Here is a 21191-nt window from a genome sequence, read left to right on the forward strand (position 1 = left end):
CAAGAGCAAGAGCAAGAGCAAGAGCAAGAGCGGCTCGCTTCGCATCGTGGTTAGCGTCGGCAGTGGCTACAAAAGTTGTGTAGATACCTATGCCCATGAAAGGCCAATACATAACCACTGCATCGCACTTTGCGCTGTATGTTCATTTACCGGTGCTGCTCACGCAGGCGTTCTGCTCGTCGCCTTGCAGGTATGGCATCAATAGGGGCGCCATGCCTTTGAGCACCTGCACAGGCAGCGCCGAGGTGAAGGTGAAACCCTGCGCCGAACTGCCGGGCACGAAGGCGGTGAGCGTGCCGAAGTGGCGCTCGCCGATATAAAACACAAAGGTGGCGGTGCGGTTGATTGCTTTGGAGCTGAGAATGCGCCCGCCGGCACCGATGGCTTCGATACGGTTATCGCCGGTGCCGGTCTTGCCGCCCATGGCCAACGGTGTGCCGTCGGCGTGTTTGAAACTGCCGGCGACGCGTTTGGCGGTGCCGGCATCGACCACCTGGGAGAGCGCGCCGCGCAGGGCCGTCGCCACCTCGGAAGGCATCACTCGGCGGGCGCGGTCGGGGGCATTGATCAGGCGGGTGTCATAGGGCGTACCGGCAGCAAAGTGCAGGCTGTCGATGCGCAGCACCGGAATGCGTACGCCGTCATTGAGGATGATGCCCATCAACTCGGCCAGCGCTGCCGGGCGGTCGCCGGAGCTGCCGATGGCGGTCGCCAGCGACGGCACCAGATGGTCAAACGGATAACCCACGGCTTTCCAGCGCTGATGAATTTCCAGAAACGCTTCGATCTCCAGCATGGTGCGGATACGCCCGTCGCGGGCGCTCTGATGGCGGCTTTTGAATAACCAGCTGTAAACCTCCTGGCGTTCGAACTGACTGGCTTTGACGATCTCGCTGAACGTCGCGTCCGGATGGTTGAGCAGGTAGCCCATCAGCCACAGGTCCAGCGGGTGCACCTTGGCGATATAGCCCTGGTCAGGCAAGTCATAGGCGCCTGGGCCGTAGCTGTCGTACAGCGTGTCGAGGCGTTTGTCGTTGAGCGTCTGCTGGCCTTTGGTTCCCGCCAGGCGCGCACGCAGGAAGCTGTTGAAACTTTCGCGGCTGGCGTCGGGCAGCAGGTATCGGTGCACGGCCGCCAGGCGGATCGGCGTGGGATGCAGACTGTCGAGGAAGGTTTCCAGGCGCGCCTGGGTGTCTTTTTTCTGGTACTTCTTCCAGAACTTGAGCAAAAAAGCGGTGCCTTCGCGGTCGGCGAATTGCGCCAGGTATTCCTGGCGGCGTGGCTCGCTGTCGTCCTTGAGCAACTGCGCGCTGTTGTTGGCGCTGCTGTAGGTGACGTAGCGCACCAGGTCGCGCATCAGGCGGATGAACGGCAGGTTGATCGACTCGCGCAGGGCATCGCGCAGGCTCGGGTTGCGGCCGTTGTCCTGGTTGCGAAAGTTATGGAAGCGGTGCAGGCCGCCACCGGTGAAAAAGCTTTCGCCGGGGCTGGCCGAATAGGTGCGGTCCAAGGCCGCTTCGAGCATGTCTGCCAAGGATTTACCGGGATTTTGCAGCAGGTAGTCCACGGCCCAACGGCTGAGGCGGTCCTGCTCGGCGACCTCGACTTTTTTCAACGCTGCTGGCGTCAATGCGCCGTAGCGCTCATGTAGCTCGGCGATGATTTGCAGGTAGGTGGTCAGCACGCGCAACTTGGCGGTAGAACCCAATTCAAGCTTGCTGCCCTCGTTGATGTCGAACGGCTGGTCGGTGTTGTCGGTCTGCACCCGCACGCGCGCGCTGTCGGCGGTGCGCTCGAACAAGGTAAAGCTGTAGCGCACCTGCGGCGTGCTGGCGGGGGTGAGCAAGCGCTCGCCCAGCAGCCCGATCTCTTTGGCATAGACCGGGTCGGCCAGTTGCTTGAGGTACGCGGTGATCTGCTCCTGCAGTCGGCCTTGCAAGGTGCTGGTGGCGGACAGGTCCAGGCGGTCGAGGTCGTACAGCGGGCGATCGAGCAGCGCGGCCAGGCGGCTGCGGGCCACGCTGATGCCTTTGTTGGCCTCGATCTTCTGGGTGGTCGGTTGTTGCTGCCAGTCGCGGTAGGTGACCTGGCTGGCCAGCGCTGCCTTCAATAATCCCGGCTCGATCACGCCCTGTTGCGCCAGCAGTCGCAGGTGACTGTCGGTCAACTGCGCCAGCTCATCGCGGCCCTTGGTCAGGTAGTGGGACGGGCGGCGCTGGGCGATCATCAGCGACAGCACTTGGCGCAACGCCAGGCCACGGGCCGCCAGGCTGGGCGCGGTGTTCGTGGTGTCGGCCAGGGCCCGGTTGACCTGGTTGAAGTCGGCGCCATACCACACCCGCAGGCCTTCGGCCATGCCGTGCACTTCGCCGTGGCCGGGCACTGCCGAAAGCGGCACGCTGTTGAGGTAGTCGCGCACCACGTTCTGCCGAGCGAGGAGGGTGTCGGGGCCGTGCTGATAGGCGCGCACACTGGCCGAGAGCATCTGGCGCAGTTTTTCGCTGCCCGACAGGGTCAGGCCGTCCGGCGAATGGCGGTACTTTTCCAACTGCGTGGCCAGGGTGCTGCCGCCCGCCGTTTGCCCCGGCAGGTGCAGCTGGCGCGCAACCTGTGACCACGCGGCCTTGGCAAAGCGCGGCCAGTCCACCGCCGGGTTGGCCTGGGCTGGCTGCGGGTCGAGCAACTCGCGGTTTTCGATAAACAGCAGGCTGCGCACCATCAACGGTGGCACGTCGCTGAACTGCGCATACAACTGCGTCGGGTAATTGAATTGATACAGCGGCGCGGCGCGGCAATCGGTGATGCTCAGCCCGGCCTGGATTTTTTCTGCGTAGGGAATAAACAGGCCGTGACGGCTGTAGTTCATCAGCGCCGCGGAGAAGCGTGCCTGGGACTCGATCACGTAATTACGCTTGAGCAGGCGCGGCAGGAAGTCGTCCAGGGCGCTGTAGCCCAGGCGCTGATCGAAGGGCCCGGCGCCGGGGTACAGGATCGCATCGCTGGCTCCGGGTTCGACGCGGTAGGTCAACTGCGCGGCCCATTGGCTGAGGGTGCGAGCTTGCCAGCGAGCGCTGTGCATCTCGCGCAACACGGCAAAACCCAGGGCGAGCAGCACCAGCAGCAGGATCAGCCAGAACAGCCGGCGCCATGGCCGGGGAGGTCTGAATTTTTTCGGCAATGGGGCGGGTGACGGGCTGTCGGCTTCAGCCTGGTGCGAGTCGGTTTGCCACAGTGCGCCCATAGTCGACTGATCCATTCCTACAGATTGATCGGACTTGTCTGAAGCGTAGACGCGAATTGCCTTGCCCATGAAGTTTGTCGACGGGGCAGCACACAGCGCGTCATGGCAGGCGTTAATTGTCTAGGCCAGCGGGTCGCTCGGCGGCGGTTAGCGTTTGATTTTAACTGCCCTCAGAGTATCAACATGACCGCTTCCACCCCTCCAGCCGACTCACAGCACCTCATCACGAGCGAGCAAATCGAAACGTTGTTTCGCGAGCCGCCGTCATTGCTGGCGGTAGCGCAAGAAAGCGCCCAGGCCTACCTTGACCAGCATTTTGCTGAACACAAATGGCAGGCCGGTCTGATTTATATCGCTGCGCCCTCCGACACTGACGGTAGCCTCGTTTACCAGGCCTTGTCCGAGTGGCTGCTGCAACGCCTGGCCCTCGCCGGCCCGGTGTTGCTGGTGGCGGACTATCACGTGGTCGCCCAACGGGTGCGCGAGGTGTTTGTGGAAGGTGGCCCGAGCCTGGTTGAACTGGAACGGCTGATCAACCGTTGCGGCGCACTGCTGTGGAGGACCTATGTGAAACGCCTGCAAGCCTGGTGGTCTGAAGAGCTGCCGGTGAACATGACGCGCTGGGGCTACCTGTCGGATGACCTGCTGACACTGCTATATGACTCACCCAAGCCGCCGGGATACAGCGAGGAGCAATTCGCCACACTGTTCCCCAAAACCCTGCTGCATCCGATTCGCCCGGATAACGAGTGGAGCGCCCACGGCGATGCATTGCGGGTGCAGGCGGTTTACCTGGCGGGGCCGCCCGTCGAGATGCTGCCGGTGCTGGTCCTTATTCACGGGCAACAGCGCTTGCTGTTCAGCCCGGCCAGTGGCCTGCACCCGCTGCGCGACGAGGACGAAATCGCTGCTTGGTTGCCGGCTTTTGCTGAGGGCGCGCGCGTAGAGCAATGGTTTGCCGAGGACGTTGACAGCGATCCGTTCGACGCCCTGGCGGCGAGCTACCTGGCACGTCAACTGCGCGATATCGACCGGATTGACCGCAACCTGGCACTTGCACCGGGGCAGCATCAGGCGTTGCTCGACTACATCACCGATCCGCGACGCTGGTTCGTCGCCAGCCTGGGCGCACGTCAGCAAGCGCTGCGCAGCGCCATGCCGCTGTGGCTGGCCCACGCCGACGAGCAAGACAGCATCGCCTATGCGCGCCTGCTCCAGGCGCTGGTGGTGGCCCGCGAGCAAAATGGCGGAAAACAGTATCTCGACGGTATCGACTCGATCCGTCAGTTTGCCGATGACGCGCTCAAAACTTGCCTGCACGCCCAACCAGCGGCGCGCAAAGTGCTGCCTGCCGATGTTCAGCTGACCTTTAAACGGGTGATTGCCGCCGCAGTGCCGGTGCCGGGAGGTTTCATAGCGGGTGAAGTCGACCTGATCACCGTAAGCCTGACCGAACTGGCGCTGGAAAACCTGGCCGGGTTCCCTCACACCGTCACCAGCATCACGTTGAACGACGCCCCGGCGCCCGGTTGGTTGACTTACGACCTGCTGAGCGGGTGTGTGCAAACGGCTGACGTCGGCCAGGCTTACCCGGCTTTGTTGAAAAGAAAGCTCTTGGATGATCCAACCGAAAACGCTCGGCGCTTGCAGTTGTTCAAGCGCCAATTACGCGTGCAGTTGCCGATGCTGGCGTTGGAACTGAAGATCAAGGACGAGCACGGCCTGACGCTGGATGGCTTCAGGCGCGTGCAGGCTGCGTTGCAATCGCGTCTGGCCGATCGTACGGTACAGGACCAGGCAATGGCGCTGTGGCCGCTGGCGTTCAAGGCTTCGGCGGCTGCTGACGCCGATGAGGTGACCGCGCACTTCATCATTGGCCCAAGGGCCGGGCAGGCGGGCGTGCATCTGCTGTACCGGCCATTGCTCGAACCGATGTTGCAGGAGTACGCGTCGATCCACGCGTTGTTCGAGGCCATCAAGGCGCCAGGCCCATTACAGGACAGCGTGTTGACCTGGATCGCTCCGGCACGCCAGGCGGTCTACGCCAACGGCGGCTTCAATGAACCGCATATCCGTCGCTTTTTGCCTGGCGATGAGTTCGGCGTGTATGACAAACCGCCGGCGGCGCAACTGCACAAGCAGTTGGGCACGCAAGGCCCCTGCACCCTGGTGTTCAACGGCACGGCAAAGGCTCTGGTTGCCCTGGCTGACCGGCAATCGGTATCGAACGCCGAACAACGCTGGGCCCATATGAAAGAGGTAGGTTGGCTGTTGTTTGCCAGTGTCCTGCCGTTGACCAGCGGGCCGTTGCAATTGGGCGGATGGCTGGTGCAATTGGTCGACAGCCTGCAGCAGGATATTCAGGACCTGGCCAGCGACGATGAACAGGCCAGGAACAAAGCCGTTACGGATGTACTGAGCAACCTGATGGCAATTCTTGCGCACCAGGCCACGCCCCACGCCCCCCATCAGGCGCTGCAACTGGAGCACCCCGTCTTTGCGCCGTTGGCGCACGCCGAGCCCGCCGCGTCGGCGCCTGTTCGTGTCCCCGTGCCTGCAATGTTCCACACCCCGATCCGTTGGAGTAATGCGCGTAAAGACCTGACCACCGCGCAGAATGCTCGGGCACGCCGCCTGAGCCTCAGGGTTTTCTCCGGAGAATGGAGCAACGCCGAGCAAAGCGGCCCGCGCCAGGGTTTGGTCTATGACACTTCCTTTTCACCACCGCAATGGCATGCCTTGGTACGCGGGCACGTGTATCGGGTGGTGGACGAGGCCAATGCGGTGCGGGTCGTCAGCGCCGATGGCCGCGAGAAAGGTCCCTGGTTGAAATCCTTGGGTGACGGGTATTGGGATTTTGATGCGCGATTGCACTTGCCAGGGGGCAATGCCGATTCCGCGCTCGAAGCCGAACTGCAGGCACTTGAAGTGTCCGAGCCGAGCCTTGAACAGCAATATCGTGATGCTGGGCGCGCACGTGACAGGGCCGGTGCAGCCATGATCGTGGCGCGTAAGCTGGCGCGCGAATCAAAGGGCAAGGTTACCGAGGCACAGTTGGCGCAACTTGAGGAACGCTACCGCAAGGAAATGCAGAATAAGGTGACGTCCTCGCAACAAGAGCTGCAATTGCTGATGCGTTTGCGTGCGATCAAGCCACGGCCTCGGTATGAAGAAGAACTTTGTGAAGTGCTGGAATCACTGATTCTGGGCCTGCAATTACTGGATGCCGACACGCGTGAGCAGATGCTGCAGATCAATGCGCGCATCCGCCCTCTGCTCGATGTCCTGCAAGATGAGAGTGAGGACGAAGCCGGCTCCGATCTTAATCGCCAGGCCCATGCTGACCTGGACCGCAACATGCGTGAGCAAGTGGCAGCCGAGGAGGCGGCGATTCGCTGGCGCACGCTGGAAAAAACCTATATTGACCAACTCAGGGCAGTGCCGCGGCTTGGGCACAACAAGGCCCGCGAGCTGCAAAATGACTTGGCTGCACGGCCTTCGGTCCTGGATTTGCAAGCGTTGCAAGTGACCACACTGTGGGGCATCACCATTGATATCGAAGGCCCACCGCTGGAGGCGGAGTTTTTTGACAGCTTGAACCAGGTGATCAATCGTGCCCGCTGGGCCAGCCGCTCCCTGGCGGACCTGGAGCATCTTTCCATCGCGCGGGAAGAACGTGTAGAAGTGCTCAAAAGCCTGGGGCGCATCTATGCGCTCACCGACGACCACATTCAGTTCTGGCGCGCCATGGCGTCGGACACCTTTGACTTGGCCAATCTGCAAAAACTCCAGACGTTGCTGTCTGGCCTGCACCGTCAGGTTGAGGAGCAACTGGCTGACCTGCTGGACACCGCCCCCGGCGTGGTGTCGGTCAAGGCAGAGGCAGCAGGCTCGCGGCAAAAAAAGATCATCCGCACGCGCAACCGCGATGTGTATGTGGCCCGGGTCAAAGGCCCGACCGGCACCGCAGAGCTGGTGGACGACAAGGGCAGTGTGATCGCCACCTTCACCGAGGCCGACGACGGCGTATGGGAAGCGGTGGAACCGCCGGCCAAACCCCGTACGGCCAACCCGCAACTGGGTGCGCTGGTGAACAAGGGCCTGCGGCTGTTGGCAGGCGTCGACAACGCGATTGCGAAGGTGCAAGGCATGTCGGACAGGTGTGAGCCCGAATCCCTGCAAGCCCTGTTGGCGGCGCAAGCCAACAGTCGGCGCATGGTGGCGGCGGATATCGACAGAAAATTACGCAGCCTGGACGTTTCACGGCTGGCCGCCACCCAGCAGGCCAACGCCAGGGTGCGGGCCAGCGACTTGCGGGCCGCGGCGACGCGCCTGGAGGCGGCGGGTGTCGAGGCGCGTGTCCGGGCCAGCAAACTCAAGCTGACGCGGGCCGAAGATGTCGATTTCCTGCACGCGCTCAATGAGGTGCGCATCCAGCGACAAGGTGCCCGCGTACGCCTCAAGGGTAAAACCGTGGATTTTCTGCAAGTCTATGTTGTGCAGGATGCGCAAACGGCGCAGCCGCTGTGTTACGCGCACTTTCACTATGGAACCCGCCTGGGCCCGGACGATCACTACACCGCCGCCCACATCAAAAGCCCCGAGCAGCAGCGCTTGGGGCGCCAGGCCCAGGCCGAAGCTGAAGCCCAGGCGTTCGCCCGCATGCGCAGCGGCCAGACCGGGCGCGTGCAGCAAACCCTGGACATCGACCGTGCGAGCATTTCCCGGCTGCTGGCCAGACGTTTGTTTTTCAGTGTGGACTGAACGGCACGCCGGCTCCCACATTTGAACGGCCTCGGGGTGCAGAACCGCGCCATCATGTGCTTGCCCCCAGGTGTCCCGATCCTGACCGGTTATGCAATACTCTGCGCCGTTTTGCGCCGGGAAGGCCGATCTAGACGCTTGGTGCTTGCACCGTCCAAGCGGTTTTTCTCGGGGCTTATCGCCAAATTTCCTTGTTTATTGAGTGAAAAGACCTGACGTTAGCTTTTTATACTGCACGCCCGCTGACCTGTGCGCGTGAGTCGCACCAGGCGGATTTGCCCATGAGGCGAGTTCGGTCCAGCCGGTGTATCAGCCCATCCGCGGATACGCCCAGGCTCGGTGGCCAAATCCAATAACAAAATGAGGTTGTATTCCTATGCCTGTCGGCAAACCACTGCCCCCTGGCGAGACCGCTCAAGGCGGCCCGCTCAAACGCGAACTCGGCGAACGGCATATCCGCCTGATGGCGCTCGGCGCGTGTATCGGTGTGGGGCTGTTCCTGGGATCGGCCAAGGCCATCGAAATGGCCGGCCCGGCGATCATGCTCTCCTACATCATTGGCGGCCTGGCGATCCTGGTAATCATGCGCGCCCTCGGAGAGATGGCCGTGCACAACCCGGTGGCCGGTTCGTTCAGCCGCTATGCGCAGGATTACCTCGGTCCATTGGCAGGCTTTCTCACCGGGTGGAACTACTGGTTCCTGTGGCTGGTGACCTGCGTCGCAGAAATTACCGCGGTGGCGGTGTACATGGGGGTCTGGTTCCCCGATACGCCACGCTGGATCTGGGCACTGGCGGCGCTGATCAGCATGGGCACCATCAACCTGATCGCGGTCAAGGCGTTCGGTGAGTTCGAGTTCTGGTTCGCGCTGATCAAGATCGTCACCATCATTGCAATGGTGATCGGCGGCGTCGGTATCATCGCCTTCGGTTTCGGCAATGACGGCGTGGCGTTGGGCATTTCCAACCTGTGGACCCATGGCGGCTTCATGCCCAATGGTGTGCAGGGCGTGTTGATGTCCCTGCAAATGGTGATGTTCGCCTACCTGGGCGTCGAGATGATCGGCCTTACCGCCGGTGAAGCGCGTAACCCGCAGAAGACCATTCCCAGCGCCATCGGCTCGGTGTTCTGGCGCATCCTGCTGTTCTACGTGGGCGCGCTGTTCGTGATCCTGTCGATCTACCCGTGGAATGAAATCGGCACCCAGGGCAGCCCGTTCGTGATGACCTTCGAGCGTCTGGGCATCAAGACTGCCGCGGGTATCATCAACTTCGTGGTGATCACCGCCGCGCTGTCGTCCTGCAACGGCGGCATCTTCAGCACCGGGCGTATGCTCTACAGCCTGGCGCAGAACGGCCAGGCGCCGGCGACGTTCGGCACCACCTCCAGTAACGGCGTGCCACGCAAGGCCTTGCTGTTGTCGATCTTTGCCTTGTTATTGGGCGTACTGCTCAACTACCTGGTGCCGGACCAGGTGTTCGTATGGGTGACCTCCATCGCCACCTTCGGCGCGATCTGGACCTGGCTGATGATCCTGCTGGCCCAGCTCAAATTCCGCAAAGGCCTGAGCCCGGCGGAGCAGGCGGGCCTCAAGTACCGCATGTGGCTGTACCCGGTCAGCTCCTACCTGGCGCTGGCGTTCCTGGTGCTGGTGGTGGGCCTGATGGCGTACTTCCCGGAGACCCGTGTGGCGCTGTATGTCGGGCCTGCGTTCCTGGTGCTGTTGACCGTGTTGTACTACGTATTCAAGTTGCAGCCCGCCGTCGCCAATAGCAGCGCGACCCGCTCCGTTTAAATGTGCGGGCTTGCCTGCGATAGCGGTGGTTCAGTTGCAGATTAATTGACTGACCCCTCGCCTTCGCGAGCAAGCCCGCTCCCACAGGGGATTGGTGCCGGACGCTGACTCCGTGGGCAATACCCAACCAATGTGGGAGCTGGCTTGCCTGCGAAAGCGGTGGTTCAGTTGCCACCCCCGTGTCCGGCGGCGCCGCTAACTATGTAGTCGCGACGACGGCGCGGCTGGCGTAGCGTTGGTCCAGGCGCTTGTTCAGGTCCAGCCATGCCGCCAATAAGCCCATCAACACAGCGCCCGCCAAGGCCGTGGATAACTTGATCGCCAGGCTGTCGCCGGCCATGGCATTGAGCATGTCGGCCAGTGGCGCCAGCACCACGCCCAGGCAAAACACTTCCAGGGAGTAACGCCCCATCCTCTCCAATTGCAGGGCCAGCCACTGCTGCGTCCAGCCGACGTCGGGGAGCAATTTGGCGGTGACGTAGGCCAATGCCAGGAAGTGCAGCAGGCGCACCGGCGACAGGTCGGTCTTGCTGATGGGGTACAGCCATTCGCCAATCACGCGTGGCATCCAGGCGTCATGCACCTCGGGCCAGCGCCAAGACAAGGTGATCACACAGGTCACCAACACGTAGAGCGCAGCGGCCACGAACAAGGGTTGGCGCAGCAACGGCCGCGCTTCGGCGCGGCTGGGTGAGCGCAACGCGGCTGCGCCGCCGAGGATGAACAAGCATTGCCAGGTGATGGGGTTGAAGTACCACACTCCGCCGTTGCTCGCGGGCAAATTCCAGCCCTGCCAGGGCGCCAGCAGGTACACCGCCACCGAGATCGCCACCATCACGTTGGGCACATACACCAGCAGTGGCAGGGTGAGCGGCAGGCTCAGAATCAGCACGATGTACAACGGCAACGGGTCGGTGAGGTTGGGCTTGAAGCGCAGCAGCAACTCATCCATCAAGGCCTGTTGGGTATCGCTGAGAAAATACCCCAGGCCCATTTCCTGCACCAGGTCGCGAGTCTCGATATGGCTGTTGGCGAAAATCACGATGCCCATCAACAGCGCCAACAGGAAAATATGCGCCACGTAGAGTGTCCACACCCGACGCAGGATTTTCAGGCAGGCGAAGAGATAGCCCTCGCGCTGCAGAATCTTGCCGTAGGCCAGCACGGCTGCGTAGCCGGCCAGGAACACGAAGATTTCCGCGGCGTCACTGAACCCGAAGTTCTGCACGGTGATGTTGGCGAGGGGGTTGTGAGGCACGTGATCCCAGAAAATGAAGATCAATGCCAGGCCCCGAAAAAAGTCGATGCGCGGGTCGCGTCCGTTCAGCATGGCAGCGGGCTCTTGAACAAGTTGTTTAATGACGATAGGTGAGCGCGGGCGTCGCCGCACGTCGGGCGGGCGGAGGTTGGCGGTATTTGTAAGCAATTGCAAAGGCTGGGTATTACTGAATGTCTCTAGAGATCAATGATCACCAGGGTGCCCTGGCTGCCGGCGAGCACACCGTGGGCAGTGCCGGCTTCCACCAGGTATATCTGGCCGGCGTCCACCCTGATGGCTTGATCACCGATGCGCAGGTGCAAGTACCCACTGATCACCAACAACCCTTCGTTGTAGTCGTGGGTTTCTTCCTCGTACGTCTGTTCATCCATGCGCAGTACTTTGATCCGCGCCGGGCCAACCTGGCCCAGGCGTGTGGATGTCCAACTGTCGGGCAGTTGCGCGGCGATTGCGGCGAAGTCCAGTAACGGCATGTGAATCTCCTTGTTTTCAACGATGCCGTCGGTGGTCCGGTTCAGCAGGCGGTGGGGCTTGTCAGAAAGTGTCCATCAACAAGACCCGGCACGGCTTGGCTTGATGCTCATTGATCTGGGGCACCAACCGGGTGAAGTGCTCGGTCTGGCAGTGCGCATCCAGCGCCGCTTGATCTGGCCATTGCTCGATAAAAATGAAGTGCCCAGGGTCTTTTTGATCGATGAACAAATCGTAGGCGATGCACAGCGGTTCCTGGCGGGTTTTTTCCACCAGTTCAGCGTACCAAGGGCGCACGGTTTCCAAATGTTCGGGCTTGATAAAGTCTTCGGCGATGACTTTCAACATGCTAGGTGTCCTTTAGGCTGCAGCAATTTCATGCGGCTCAAAACTGTCCGCCCGCGCCATCTGCCACATCCGCGAATAAAACTCGCCGTTCACTTCCCCTGTGAGCAATTCCCCAGGCTTGAGGAATACATGCAACTGCGAAAACAGTTTGATCTCGGTCGCCGACATGCGTCGTACCAAGTGCTTGGCCGACAACTGCGACGGGTGATCGAGCCCGGCGGCGGCGAGCATTTCTGCCAGGGCATGCAGCGTGTTGCGGTGGAAGTTGAACACGCGCTGGGCCTTGTCCGGCACCACCAGCGCGCGTTGGCGCAGCGGGTCTTGGGTGGCGACGCCAGTCGGGCATTTGTTGGTGTGGCATGACTGCGACTGAATGCAGCCAATGGCGAACATGAAACCACGCGCCGAGTTGGCCCAGTCGGCGCCGATGGCCAGGACGCTGGCGATGTCGAACGCGCTGACAATCTTGCCGCTGGCGCCGAGCTTGATCTTGTCGCGCAGGTTCAGGCCCACCAGGGTGTTATGCACGAACAGCAGGCCTTCGCGCAGCGGCACGCCGATATGGTCGGTGAATTCCACCGGCGCGGCACCGGTACCGCCTTCCTTGCCGTCCACCACGATAAAGTCCGGAAGGATGCCGGTTTCGAGCATGGCCTTGGCGATGCCCATGAATTCCCACGGATGGCCCAGGCAGAACTTGAAGCCCACAGGTTTGCCGCCGGACAGTTCGCGCAACTGAGCGATGAACTGCATCAGCTCGATCGGCGTGGAAAACGCGCTGTGACGCGACGGCGAGATGCAGTCTTCACCCATCATGATGCCGCGGGTGTCGGCGATTTCCTGGGTGACCTTGTGCTTGGGCAAAATCCCGCCATGGCCGGGCTTGGCGCCTTGGCTCATCTTGATTTCGATCATGCGCACTTGGGGGTTCTGAGCCTGCACGGCGAAGCGTTCGGGGTCGAAACGGCCGTCGCTGGTGCGGCAGCCAAAGTAGCCGCTGCCCAGTTCCCAGGTGAGGTCGCCGCCGTTTTCGCGATGGTAGGGGCTGATGCTGCCTTCGCCGGTGTCGTGGGCAAAGTTGCCGAGCTTGGCGCCGTGGTTGAGTGCCCGGATCGCGTTGGCGCTCAATGAGCCGAAGCTCATCGCCGAAATATTGAACACCGACGCCGAGTACGGCTGTGTGCACTGCGGGCCGCCGACCATCACGCGAAAACTGCTGGGGTCGCTCAGTGGCGCAGGGCGCATGGAGTGGCCGATAAATTCGAAGCCTGACTGGTACACGTCGATCAGGGTGCCGAAGGGTTTGTCTGCCGTTTCGTTCTTGGCGCGCGAATACACCAGCGAGCGCTGGGCGCGGGAGAAGGGCAGGGCGTCGCTGTCGGACTCCAGCAGGTACTGGCGGATTTCCGGGCGGATGGTTTCTACCAGATAACGGATATTGCCCAGGATCGGATAGTTGCGACGCACCGCATGGGGGCTTTGCAGCAGGTCGACAATGCCGATCAGGCTGAGTACACCGGTGACCAGCGTGATCGGCCACAGCCATTCATGTTCGATAAAGGGAAGGCTGGCGAGGGTGAAAATGACGCACACAGCAAAGAAGGCGTAGCGGCTTAACAAGGACAGGCTCATACGGTTTCCTTGGGTTCGGACTCTTCAGGTCGATTAACCATTCTGCACCTGTCGACAAAGCACGGACAAGGATTGATCGTCCAGTCAGCTATTTGAGCCTCTGCGTATTTGTACCGACAAAAAAACTATCAGCTTGATCAGGAACGTATTGCTGCCCCGTCACCATTCATTGAGTGTCTGGTTGTGACCGGGCGCTGTGAAGTAAGGACACTTTATCAAGAGGGAGTTTATAACGACCAAAACGAGTGACTTACCTATGACGACATCGATAGCGGTAGCGAATGTTTTTTCCAATGTCTGGAATTCTGCCCCCTCCAGCCACGATTGGAATAAAAGCCAGTTAACCGGCCCGCTACGGGAGCAAGTCGCCCAAGAACAAAAACGCATTGAAGGCAACGAAAAACCTGAGCAGGATGTGAGCCGAAAGCCGGAGATCGCCACAGGCCGCCCACCGGGTGATAACCGCACCGCCGAACAAATCATCAACGATAATCCGATCCTCAAAAACCTGGGTCATCAAAAAGATGTCAGTCGCTCATTGGCTTACAAACTTCTGGGGGATTGGACGAGTAACAACAAAGACCCGGACGCACGGGCTGATGCAGCTTTCAACGCTGCGCGGGTGCTCAACTACATCGATACGTCCTTATCGGCTGACGGCGAACACCGAGGCAAGGCGCACGGCAATGGCGACCTTGAAGGCATTACCCGTAGCGGCGACGCTCGGCACGGTACACCTGCAGGCATGTGGAAAGACTTTACGGAGCAGGGTTATTTAGCCTTGCGTGAGCATCACCGTCTGGATAGTACCAGCGACACCCATGTCAGGAAGGACGGCACCAACAAAGATAACGTGCAATGGGCTGCCGGCGAGGCTGGAAAGAGAACCCGGTTTATCCCTGGACTCAGCAACATTCTTCTAGGTATTGGCGATTCGGAACCGGGAGTGATCGGAGCTATCAAAGGGGCCAAGGCGGGTTTTGACAAAACTCGGGCTGATGGTTTCGATGAAGCGCTCGCCAGCGCTACGAGAGGAAATCTTGTCGGCGTCGTTAAAAGGTATATCAATGCCGTGAAGAACAACGAAGCCAAGCCGAATGAGGCCCAGTCAGCACTGGATAAGATCAGCAGTTAAGCCAGTTTGGTTTTTAATGGTTGGACGCCCCAGGAAACGGATTTCCAGAAGGCCCCATAGCTCCTCGCGCTCTACCTTTATTGCAAGAGGTTCTCGTTTGGATGTTCGGTGTTGTGTTACTGTATAACAAATCAACCGCACCCAGACGCCCCGGAGGCCTCATGAAAGCTGGTATCCACCCCGACTACCGCACCGTGCTGTTCCACGACACCGCCGCCGATGTGTTCTTCCTCATCGGTTCCACCGCCGACAGTGATCGCACCCAGAAACACAGCGACGGCAACACCTATCCCTACATCCCCCTGGACGTCTCCAGCGCCTCGCACCCGGTCTACACCGGCCAGCAGCGCAAGACCCAGGCCGAAGGCCGGATTGCCGGGTTCAACAAGCGTTTTGCATCGTTTGGGTCGAGCCCGAAAAAAGCTGACGCATGAGCATGATTCGGCGGCGTGCCCTACGCCGCCGTCTGCCGAATCGGCAGCACTACCCGAAACTTCGTACCCTTGCCCACCTCACTGCTGACGCTGATATCGCCACGGTGTTTCTTGACGATCCCGTAAGACAACGACAAACCCAGCCCGGTACCTTCGCCCACAGGCTTGGTGGTGAAGAACGGGTCGAAAATCTTCTGCACGGTGTCGGGGGCAATCCCACAGCCGTTGTCTGCGACTTCCAGCCACACGTTCTCGCCGTCCACCCCGTTGCTGATGGTGATGGTGCCGCGCTCAGGGCCCATGGCTTGTGCGGCGTTGATCACCAGATTCATCACCACCTGGTTGAGTTGCGAAGCCAGGCACTCGATTTCTGGCAGCGGCGTGTAGTGCTTGACCACATCGGCCTTGTACTTGAGTTCGCTGGCGACGATGTTCAGCGTCGAATCGATGCCTTGCTGCAGGTTCGCGAATTGCCAGGTCTGGTCGTTATCCACCCGTGAAAAGTTCTTCAGGTCCTTGACGATCTGCACCACACGGCCGATGCCGTCCTTGGATTCGCGGATCAGGATCGGAATGTCGTCCTTGAGAAAATCCAGGTCCAGCTCGTTGCGCAATGCCGTGAGCGGTTCGCGATGTTCTGGCGCCCCGATGTGCGCTTCGCTGCGCTGGTAGGCATCGAGCATCTGTTGCAGCTGCTTGAAGTAACTGTCGAGGGTGCTGAGGTTGGAGGAAATAAAGCCCACGGGGTTGTTGATCTCATGGGCGACGCCGGCCGCGAGTTGCCCCAGCGAGGCGAGTTTTTCCGACTGCACCAGTTGGCTTTCCAGGTGCTTGCGCTCTTCAATTTCCAGTTGCAGCGCTTGGGTGCGCTCTTCCACCAACCGCTCCAGCTGCGAGGTTTGCACGGAAGCGCGGCGCGCCATGTCCCATTTGTTGGCCAGGGTGTTGGCCATTTGCTGGACTTCAATGTTGTCGAACGGCTTTTTCAGGATCAGCAGGCGGTCGTGGGCGTGCAGGCGAAACAACAGGTCATCCCAGGAATAGTCCGAGTAGGCGGTGCACACCACCACTTGCAGGTCGGGGGCGACTTTCCACAGTTCTTCAATGGTCTTGGCGCCGTCCCAGCCCTGGGGCATGCGCATGTCAACGAAGGCCAAGGCATAGGGGCGCTGTTGCGCCATGGCGCTGGTCAGCAAGCCCAGGCCTTCCTCGCCGCCATACGCGCCGTGCAGTTCGAATGCCTGGGCTTGAGGTTTGGCGGTGTCGCCGAACAACGCCGACTCCATTTCATCCAGCGCTTCGGTTGAGGCTTCGTCGGGCATCAGGATCTTGCGAAAATCCTCATGGATGGACGGTGTGTCATCGATCAGCAGGATGCGCCGGTTGGGAGGTTGGTTCATGAGCTGCTTCCGGCAAGTGTCATGGGGATGGTCAAGGTGAAGACGGCGCCAAGGCCCGGCCCGTCGCTGTGGGCGCTGAGCTGGCCGTTCATTTCCACGGCGGCCAGGGCGCAGCTGTGCAGGCCGAAACCGTGGCCCTCCTTGCGGGTGGTAAAACCGTGGGTGAAGATGCGTGCCATGTTCTCGGGCGGTATGCCTTCGCCATCGTCCTTCACACTGATCTTCAGGGTCTCGTCGCCTACCGATTCCACCGCCAGGGTGATTTGCCGTGGCCGCTCAGACAGTTTGTCCATGGCGTATTTGGCGTTGCTGATCAGGTTGACCATGATCAGCAATAACCTGTGCTTGTCCGCCAAGATCTCCGGCACCGGGGCGTACGCCTTCACAACAGTGACATGGTGACGGCTCAGCGCGCCGGCGTTCATGCGCAGGGCGTCGTCCATCAAGGCGCTGATATTGACCGGCTCCAGCAAGGTAGACGCACCCGCATAGGATTGCTGGGTCGAGACGATGTCCTTGATGTGGTCCACGCTTTTGCTCAACTGCGCCAGCTCATCGCTCATGCCTTGCTGTTCGATGGCAATCGCTTCGACCAACTGGTTCAGATAGCCCGGCAGCAACTTGCCCTTTTCATCCTCGGTAAGGAAGGTGCCCAGGTCGCCTTGGTGAGCGTTGATCAGTTGCATGGCCTTGCCCAGGCCGAGTGCCTTGCTGCTGCGCAGCTTGCGGCTGACCAGGTCGGCAGAGATGTTCACACTGTTGAGCACGTTACCGACGTTGTGCAGCACGTTGGTGGCGATCTCCGCCATGCCGGCCTGGCGGGCGCTGTTCATCAGCTCGCTCTGGGCATCCTTGAGCTGTTGCGTGCGCCGCTCCACCCGTTGTTCCAGGGTTTCGTTGGCGGCCTGCAACGCGCGGTTGACGCGGTTGATCTCGGCGAAACTGCGCAACAGGCGCACCGCCAGGTAAAGCAGCAGCACCACCAGCAAGGTCGAGAAGATCAGCAGGTAGCGATGGTACTGATGATCGATGAGGTCCGTAGCCTGCTGGTCCTGATTGAGGTGAGTGGTCAGGTCATCGAGGTGTTCGGCCACCGGCACGGCGGCAATCCGCTCGAGCAGGCTGTTGACCAGTGGCTGTTCGCGCAGGATCAGCGAAATATGATTGCTGAGGATCTCCACCGGTGCCTGGAACTCGCTGGGCAGGCTCTGTTGGTTGATGGCCAGCTTGCCCAGGCCCACCAGGATATCGGCGGCACGTTCGTCGCTGGTGACTTGGGCGAACTCCAGGCTGCTGAGCAGCAGGTCGTAAGTGTCGGTGGCCACGCTTTGCAGTTGCAGGCGGCCTTCGTCGGTCATGCTGTTGAATTGGGCCTGGATGTCGTCTTCGGCCGTCGGCAAAAAAGCCAATGAGTTACGCAGCACTGCGTTGTGGGATTTGAACTGGTCGACGAGCCGGGCTTTTTCCTCGATGGCCGTCAGGTACGCCGCATGGCTGGCTTGCCAACCGGGCAGGTCGGCAGCGCTGTGGTAGGTGTCGCGGCTTTCCAGTTCAGCCCCGATACGGGTCATCTCGGTCAGCGGTGTGACCAGTGGGTCGTAGTTGTGGGTGATCGCGATGCGGGCCTTGAGTACTTCGCTGTCCCACTGAGCATTGAGCTGCTGGAGTTGGCGGATCAAGTCGCGCGACTGGGTATAAGTGGCTGTCTGGTCGCGTGAAGACTTGAGGTACAAAAACACCAGGGTGGAGGCCAGGAACAGGGTGATGAGGCCTAGCAGGATTTGGCTGGTGCGTCGGCGTGACAAGGGTCTCATAACGGCTTGCCCGCCCATTCGCCGGTCAGGGTCTTGAGAAACTGGATAATCAGGTCCTTGTCTTCCTGGGACGGGTTGCGCCCCAACTGGTACTTGAACATCACGTCAACCGCCTCTTCAAGGGTCTTGGCCGAGGCGTCGTGGAAGTACGGCGCTGTGACGGCCACATTGCGCAGGCTGGGCACCTTGAACACATGGCGGTCTTCCTCATCCTGGGTCAGCAGGTAGCGCCCCAGGTCCGATTCCAGCGGGTTGCCGCGGGCCTTGAAGTAATCGCCCATCACGCCGAATTTCTGGAACATATTGCCGCCAATGTTCACGCCCTGGTGACAGGCAATGCAGCCGTAATCCTTGAAGCGTTGGTAGCCGTATTTTTCCTGGCGGGTCAGGATATCGGTGTTGCCCAGCAAGTATTGGTCAAACCGCGAATTGGGTGTCAGCAGCGTACGCTCGTAGGTGGCCAGGGCGTTTTGCACATTGGAAGCGGTGACGCCATCGGGATAGGCCTGTTTGAACGCGTTCTGGTAGGCGGGCAGGGCGGACAGGTTGCGCACCACGCTATTCCAGTCGCTGCCCATTTCCACCGGGCTGATCACCACCTGCTCGACCTGGGCCTGCAGCGTGTCCACCCGACCGTTCCAGAACTGTTTGAAGTTCAGGCTGGCATTGAATACGGAAGGGGTATTGATCTGCACCGGTTTGCCGTCAAAGCCAATGGAGAATGGCTTGTTGTCGGCGCCGCCGCTGGTCAGTTGGTGACAGCTCGCGCAGGACAAGGTGTTGTTGACCGACAAGCGCGGCTCATTGAACAACTGGCGACCCAACTCAACCTTGGCCGGGTCCAGTACTGGAACCGCCGGCAAGGGCTTGAGCGCTTCGTCCAGCGGTGCGGCTGACAGCGATGCGGTGCTCAGGCATAACGCGAACATCAGGCCGGAACGGTGGTTTACGACATTGCTCAAGCGAGCACTCCTTGCAGGCCCAGGGCTATTTATTTTATTGATCCGGCATCAGTGTCGCGCTATCCGTTTGCAGCAGCTGCACAAAATCTTTCGAAGGCAGCGCCTTGCTGAACAGAAAGCCCTGGCCCTCCTCACACCGCTGGGCTTTGAGGAAATTCAATTGGTCGACGGTTTCCACACCTTCGGCAATGATGTTCAGCTCCAGGCTCTTGCCCATGCCGATGATAGCGCTGATCAGTTGTTCGTCCTGGCTATTGATGCGCAGGCCGCGCACGAAGGATTGGTCGATCTTCAGCACGTCGATGGGAAAGCGCCGCAGGTAGCTGAGGCTGGAGTAGCCGGTGCCGAAATCGTCCAGGGCCAGGCGGATGCCCATGGCCTTGATCTTTTGCAGGGTCTCCACGGTTTCGTCGACGTTCTGCATCAGCACGCTTTCGGTGATTTCCAGTTCCAGTTGGGTGGGCGGCAGGCCTGTTTCTTTCAGGATGGCGGCCAGGTTGTCGACGAAGTCCCGTTGGCGAAAGTCGATCGCCGAGATGTTCACCGACATGCGCAGGGGCGCCAGGCCCATCTCACGCCAGGCTTGGGCTTGTGTGCAGGCTTGGCGCAGGACCCACTGAGTCAGGCGCACGATCAGGCCGCTGTCTTCGGCGACCGGAATGAACTCCGCCGGGCTGACCCAACCCGACTGCGGTCGAAACCAGCGGGTCAGCGCTTCCGCACCGACGATGCGCCCGGACTCCAGCGCCAGCTTGGGTTGGTAATGCAGCACAAACTCATCGCGGTCCAGCGCCTGGCGGATCGCGCTTTCCAGGTTTTGCTGGTGCTGGGCGCGCAGGTTCATGTCTTCGGTGTAAAAGCTGAAATCCCCCGGGCCGCGTTCTTTGCTGGTGCGCATCGCGGTTTCAGCGTGCTTGAGCAAACCCACGGCATTGTCGCTGTCATCGGGGTAAATACTGATGCCCAGGCTGGCGCTCACACTCAGGTCATGCCCCGCGACATGGCGAGTCGCGCTGACAGCATTGAGTACTTTTTGCGCAATGTGCTGGGTTTGCTGGGGATGCTGGATATCGTTAAGCAGCACCACGAACTCGTCAGAGCCATAACGAAACACCGAGTCCGAGGCCCGTATCGCCGCCACCAGGCTCAGGCTCACCTGCGCAAGCACCTCGTCGCCGGCCGGATAGCCCAGGGCGTTGTTGATGCGCTTGAAGCGGTCGAGCCCCAGAAACATCACCGCCAGTTGCGTGTCGTGCCTGCGGGCCAAGGCGATCGCCTGGGTCAGGCGGTCGCCCAGCAACGTGCTGTTGGGCAACTCCGTCAGGGCGTCGTATTGCAATAAATGCGAGACCTTGAGCAGATCCTGCACGCGTTCCTCGATGGTGCGCTCCAGGCTGATCACCTTGAGGGCCGCGTCTTGGGCCAGTTGCCATTTCCAGGTCAGGGCGCTGGCCATCTGGCGGATTTCCAGGTGGTCGAAGGGCTTTTTCAGGATCAGCAGTTGGTCGTTGTACTTCAGGCGCGCTTCGATGGCCTCGAAGGAATAGTCGGAATAGGCCGTGCAGAGCGCGATTTGCAGGTTGGGGTCCACCTCCCATAGCTGTTCGATGGTGTGCAGGCCGTCCCAGCCTGGGGGCATGCGCATGTCGATAAACACCATGGCGTAGGGCGAGTGGGCGTCCAGGGCCTTCTTGACCAGCGCCAAGGCTTCCTGGCCCTGGTAGGCCGAATCCAGGTCAAACGCCTGGCGCGCCGGCGCGGTGGTGCCGAAGAGGGTGGACTCCAGGGTGTCGAGGGAGGGCTCGCCGTGCTCGTCGGCACAGAGGATCTTGCGAAAATCCTGGTGGATCGAAGCCGTGTCATCCACGATCAGGATGCGCCGGTTGGCCCGGCCCGATTCCGTCCTCATGGCGCAC

The 21191-nt window shown here is 60.8% G+C and carries 13 protein-coding genes; 4 read left to right on the plus strand and 9 right to left on the minus strand.

Annotation, left to right across the window (positions count from 1 at the left end):
• Window positions 1–142: 142 nt before the first annotated feature.
• Window positions 143–3241: a transglycosylase domain-containing protein gene (locus OC445_RS25810; protein WP_198791336.1), complete on the minus strand. Its 3099-nt coding sequence runs from the start codon at window positions 3239–3241 to the stop codon at window positions 143–145.
• A 183-nt stretch (window positions 3242–3424) separates the two neighbouring features.
• Between OC445_RS25810 and OC445_RS25815 the strand changes: the two genes are divergently transcribed.
• Together OC445_RS25815 and OC445_RS25820 are read left to right on the plus strand one after the other, a co-directional pair.
• Window positions 3425–8005: a hypothetical protein gene (locus OC445_RS25815; RefSeq protein ID WP_262020427.1), complete on the plus strand. Its 4581-nt coding sequence runs from the start codon at window positions 3425–3427 to the stop codon at window positions 8003–8005.
• Window positions 8006–8381: 376 nt separating this feature from the next.
• Complete coding sequence (locus tag OC445_RS25820; RefSeq protein WP_054897689.1) at window positions 8382–9800, plus strand: amino acid permease; 1419 nt, start codon at window positions 8382–8384, stop codon at window positions 9798–9800.
• 199 nt (window positions 9801–9999) lie between these two features.
• On the opposite strand, the gene OC445_RS25825 is transcribed toward OC445_RS25820, so the two are convergent.
• From OC445_RS25825 to OC445_RS25840, 4 genes are all read right to left on the minus strand, one after another.
• A complete protein-coding gene (locus OC445_RS25825) occupies window positions 10000–11130 on the minus strand; it encodes an OpgC family protein (RefSeq protein WP_198791338.1) in 1131 nt (376 codons plus the stop codon).
• Between the two features lie 125 nt (window positions 11131–11255).
• Window positions 11256–11552: a cupin domain-containing protein gene (locus OC445_RS25830; protein ID WP_262020428.1), complete on the minus strand. Its 297-nt coding sequence runs from the start codon at window positions 11550–11552 to the stop codon at window positions 11256–11258.
• A 61-nt stretch (window positions 11553–11613) separates the two neighbouring features.
• Complete coding sequence (locus OC445_RS25835; protein WP_054917577.1) at window positions 11614–11898, minus strand: putative quinol monooxygenase; 285 nt, start codon at window positions 11896–11898, stop codon at window positions 11614–11616.
• A 12-nt stretch (window positions 11899–11910) separates the two neighbouring features.
• Window positions 11911–13530 (minus strand): FMN-binding glutamate synthase family protein, encoded by a 1620-nt coding sequence (locus tag OC445_RS25840; RefSeq protein WP_054897693.1) that lies wholly within the window; start codon window positions 13528–13530, stop codon window positions 11911–11913.
• Window positions 13531–13786: 256 nt separating this feature from the next.
• Between OC445_RS25840 and OC445_RS25845 the strand changes: the two genes are divergently transcribed.
• Window positions 13787–14665, plus strand: a complete 879-nt coding sequence (locus OC445_RS25845) for a hypothetical protein (protein WP_198791339.1) — start codon at window positions 13787–13789, stop codon at window positions 14663–14665.
• 161 nt (window positions 14666–14826) lie between these two features.
• Entirely contained in the window at window positions 14827–15099 is a 273-nt protein-coding gene (locus OC445_RS25850) for a type B 50S ribosomal protein L31 (RefSeq protein ID WP_034126440.1), read from the plus strand.
• 20 nt (window positions 15100–15119) lie between these two features.
• Here the strand turns inward: OC445_RS25850 and OC445_RS25855 are convergent, their stop codons facing one another.
• From OC445_RS25855 to OC445_RS25870, 4 genes are all read right to left on the minus strand, one after another.
• Window positions 15120–16499, minus strand: a complete 1380-nt coding sequence (locus OC445_RS25855; RefSeq protein WP_262020429.1) for an ATP-binding protein — start codon at window positions 16497–16499, stop codon at window positions 15120–15122.
• The gene (locus OC445_RS25860) at window positions 16496–18313 is read right to left on the minus strand and encodes a DAHL domain-containing protein (RefSeq protein WP_034126442.1); all 1818 of its coding nucleotides are present in this window, start codon (window positions 18311–18313) and stop codon (window positions 16496–16498) included. The genes OC445_RS25855 and OC445_RS25860 overlap by 4 nt, the downstream gene beginning before the upstream one ends.
• Complete coding sequence (locus OC445_RS25865; protein WP_373456462.1) at window positions 18310–19242, minus strand: cytochrome-c peroxidase; 933 nt, start codon at window positions 19240–19242, stop codon at window positions 18310–18312. The genes OC445_RS25860 and OC445_RS25865 overlap by 4 nt, the downstream gene beginning before the upstream one ends.
• 67 nt (window positions 19243–19309) lie before the next feature.
• Window positions 19310–21184, minus strand: coding sequence for a putative bifunctional diguanylate cyclase/phosphodiesterase (locus OC445_RS25870; RefSeq protein WP_262020430.1), 1875 nt, complete (start codon window positions 21182–21184; stop codon window positions 19310–19312).
• Between the last annotated feature and the right edge of the window lie 7 nt (window positions 21185–21191).

Source organism: Pseudomonas sp. Pse35 (genome assembly GCF_024519715.1).
Classification (GTDB): Bacteria; Pseudomonadota; Gammaproteobacteria; order Pseudomonadales; family Pseudomonadaceae; genus Aquipseudomonas; species Aquipseudomonas paracarnis.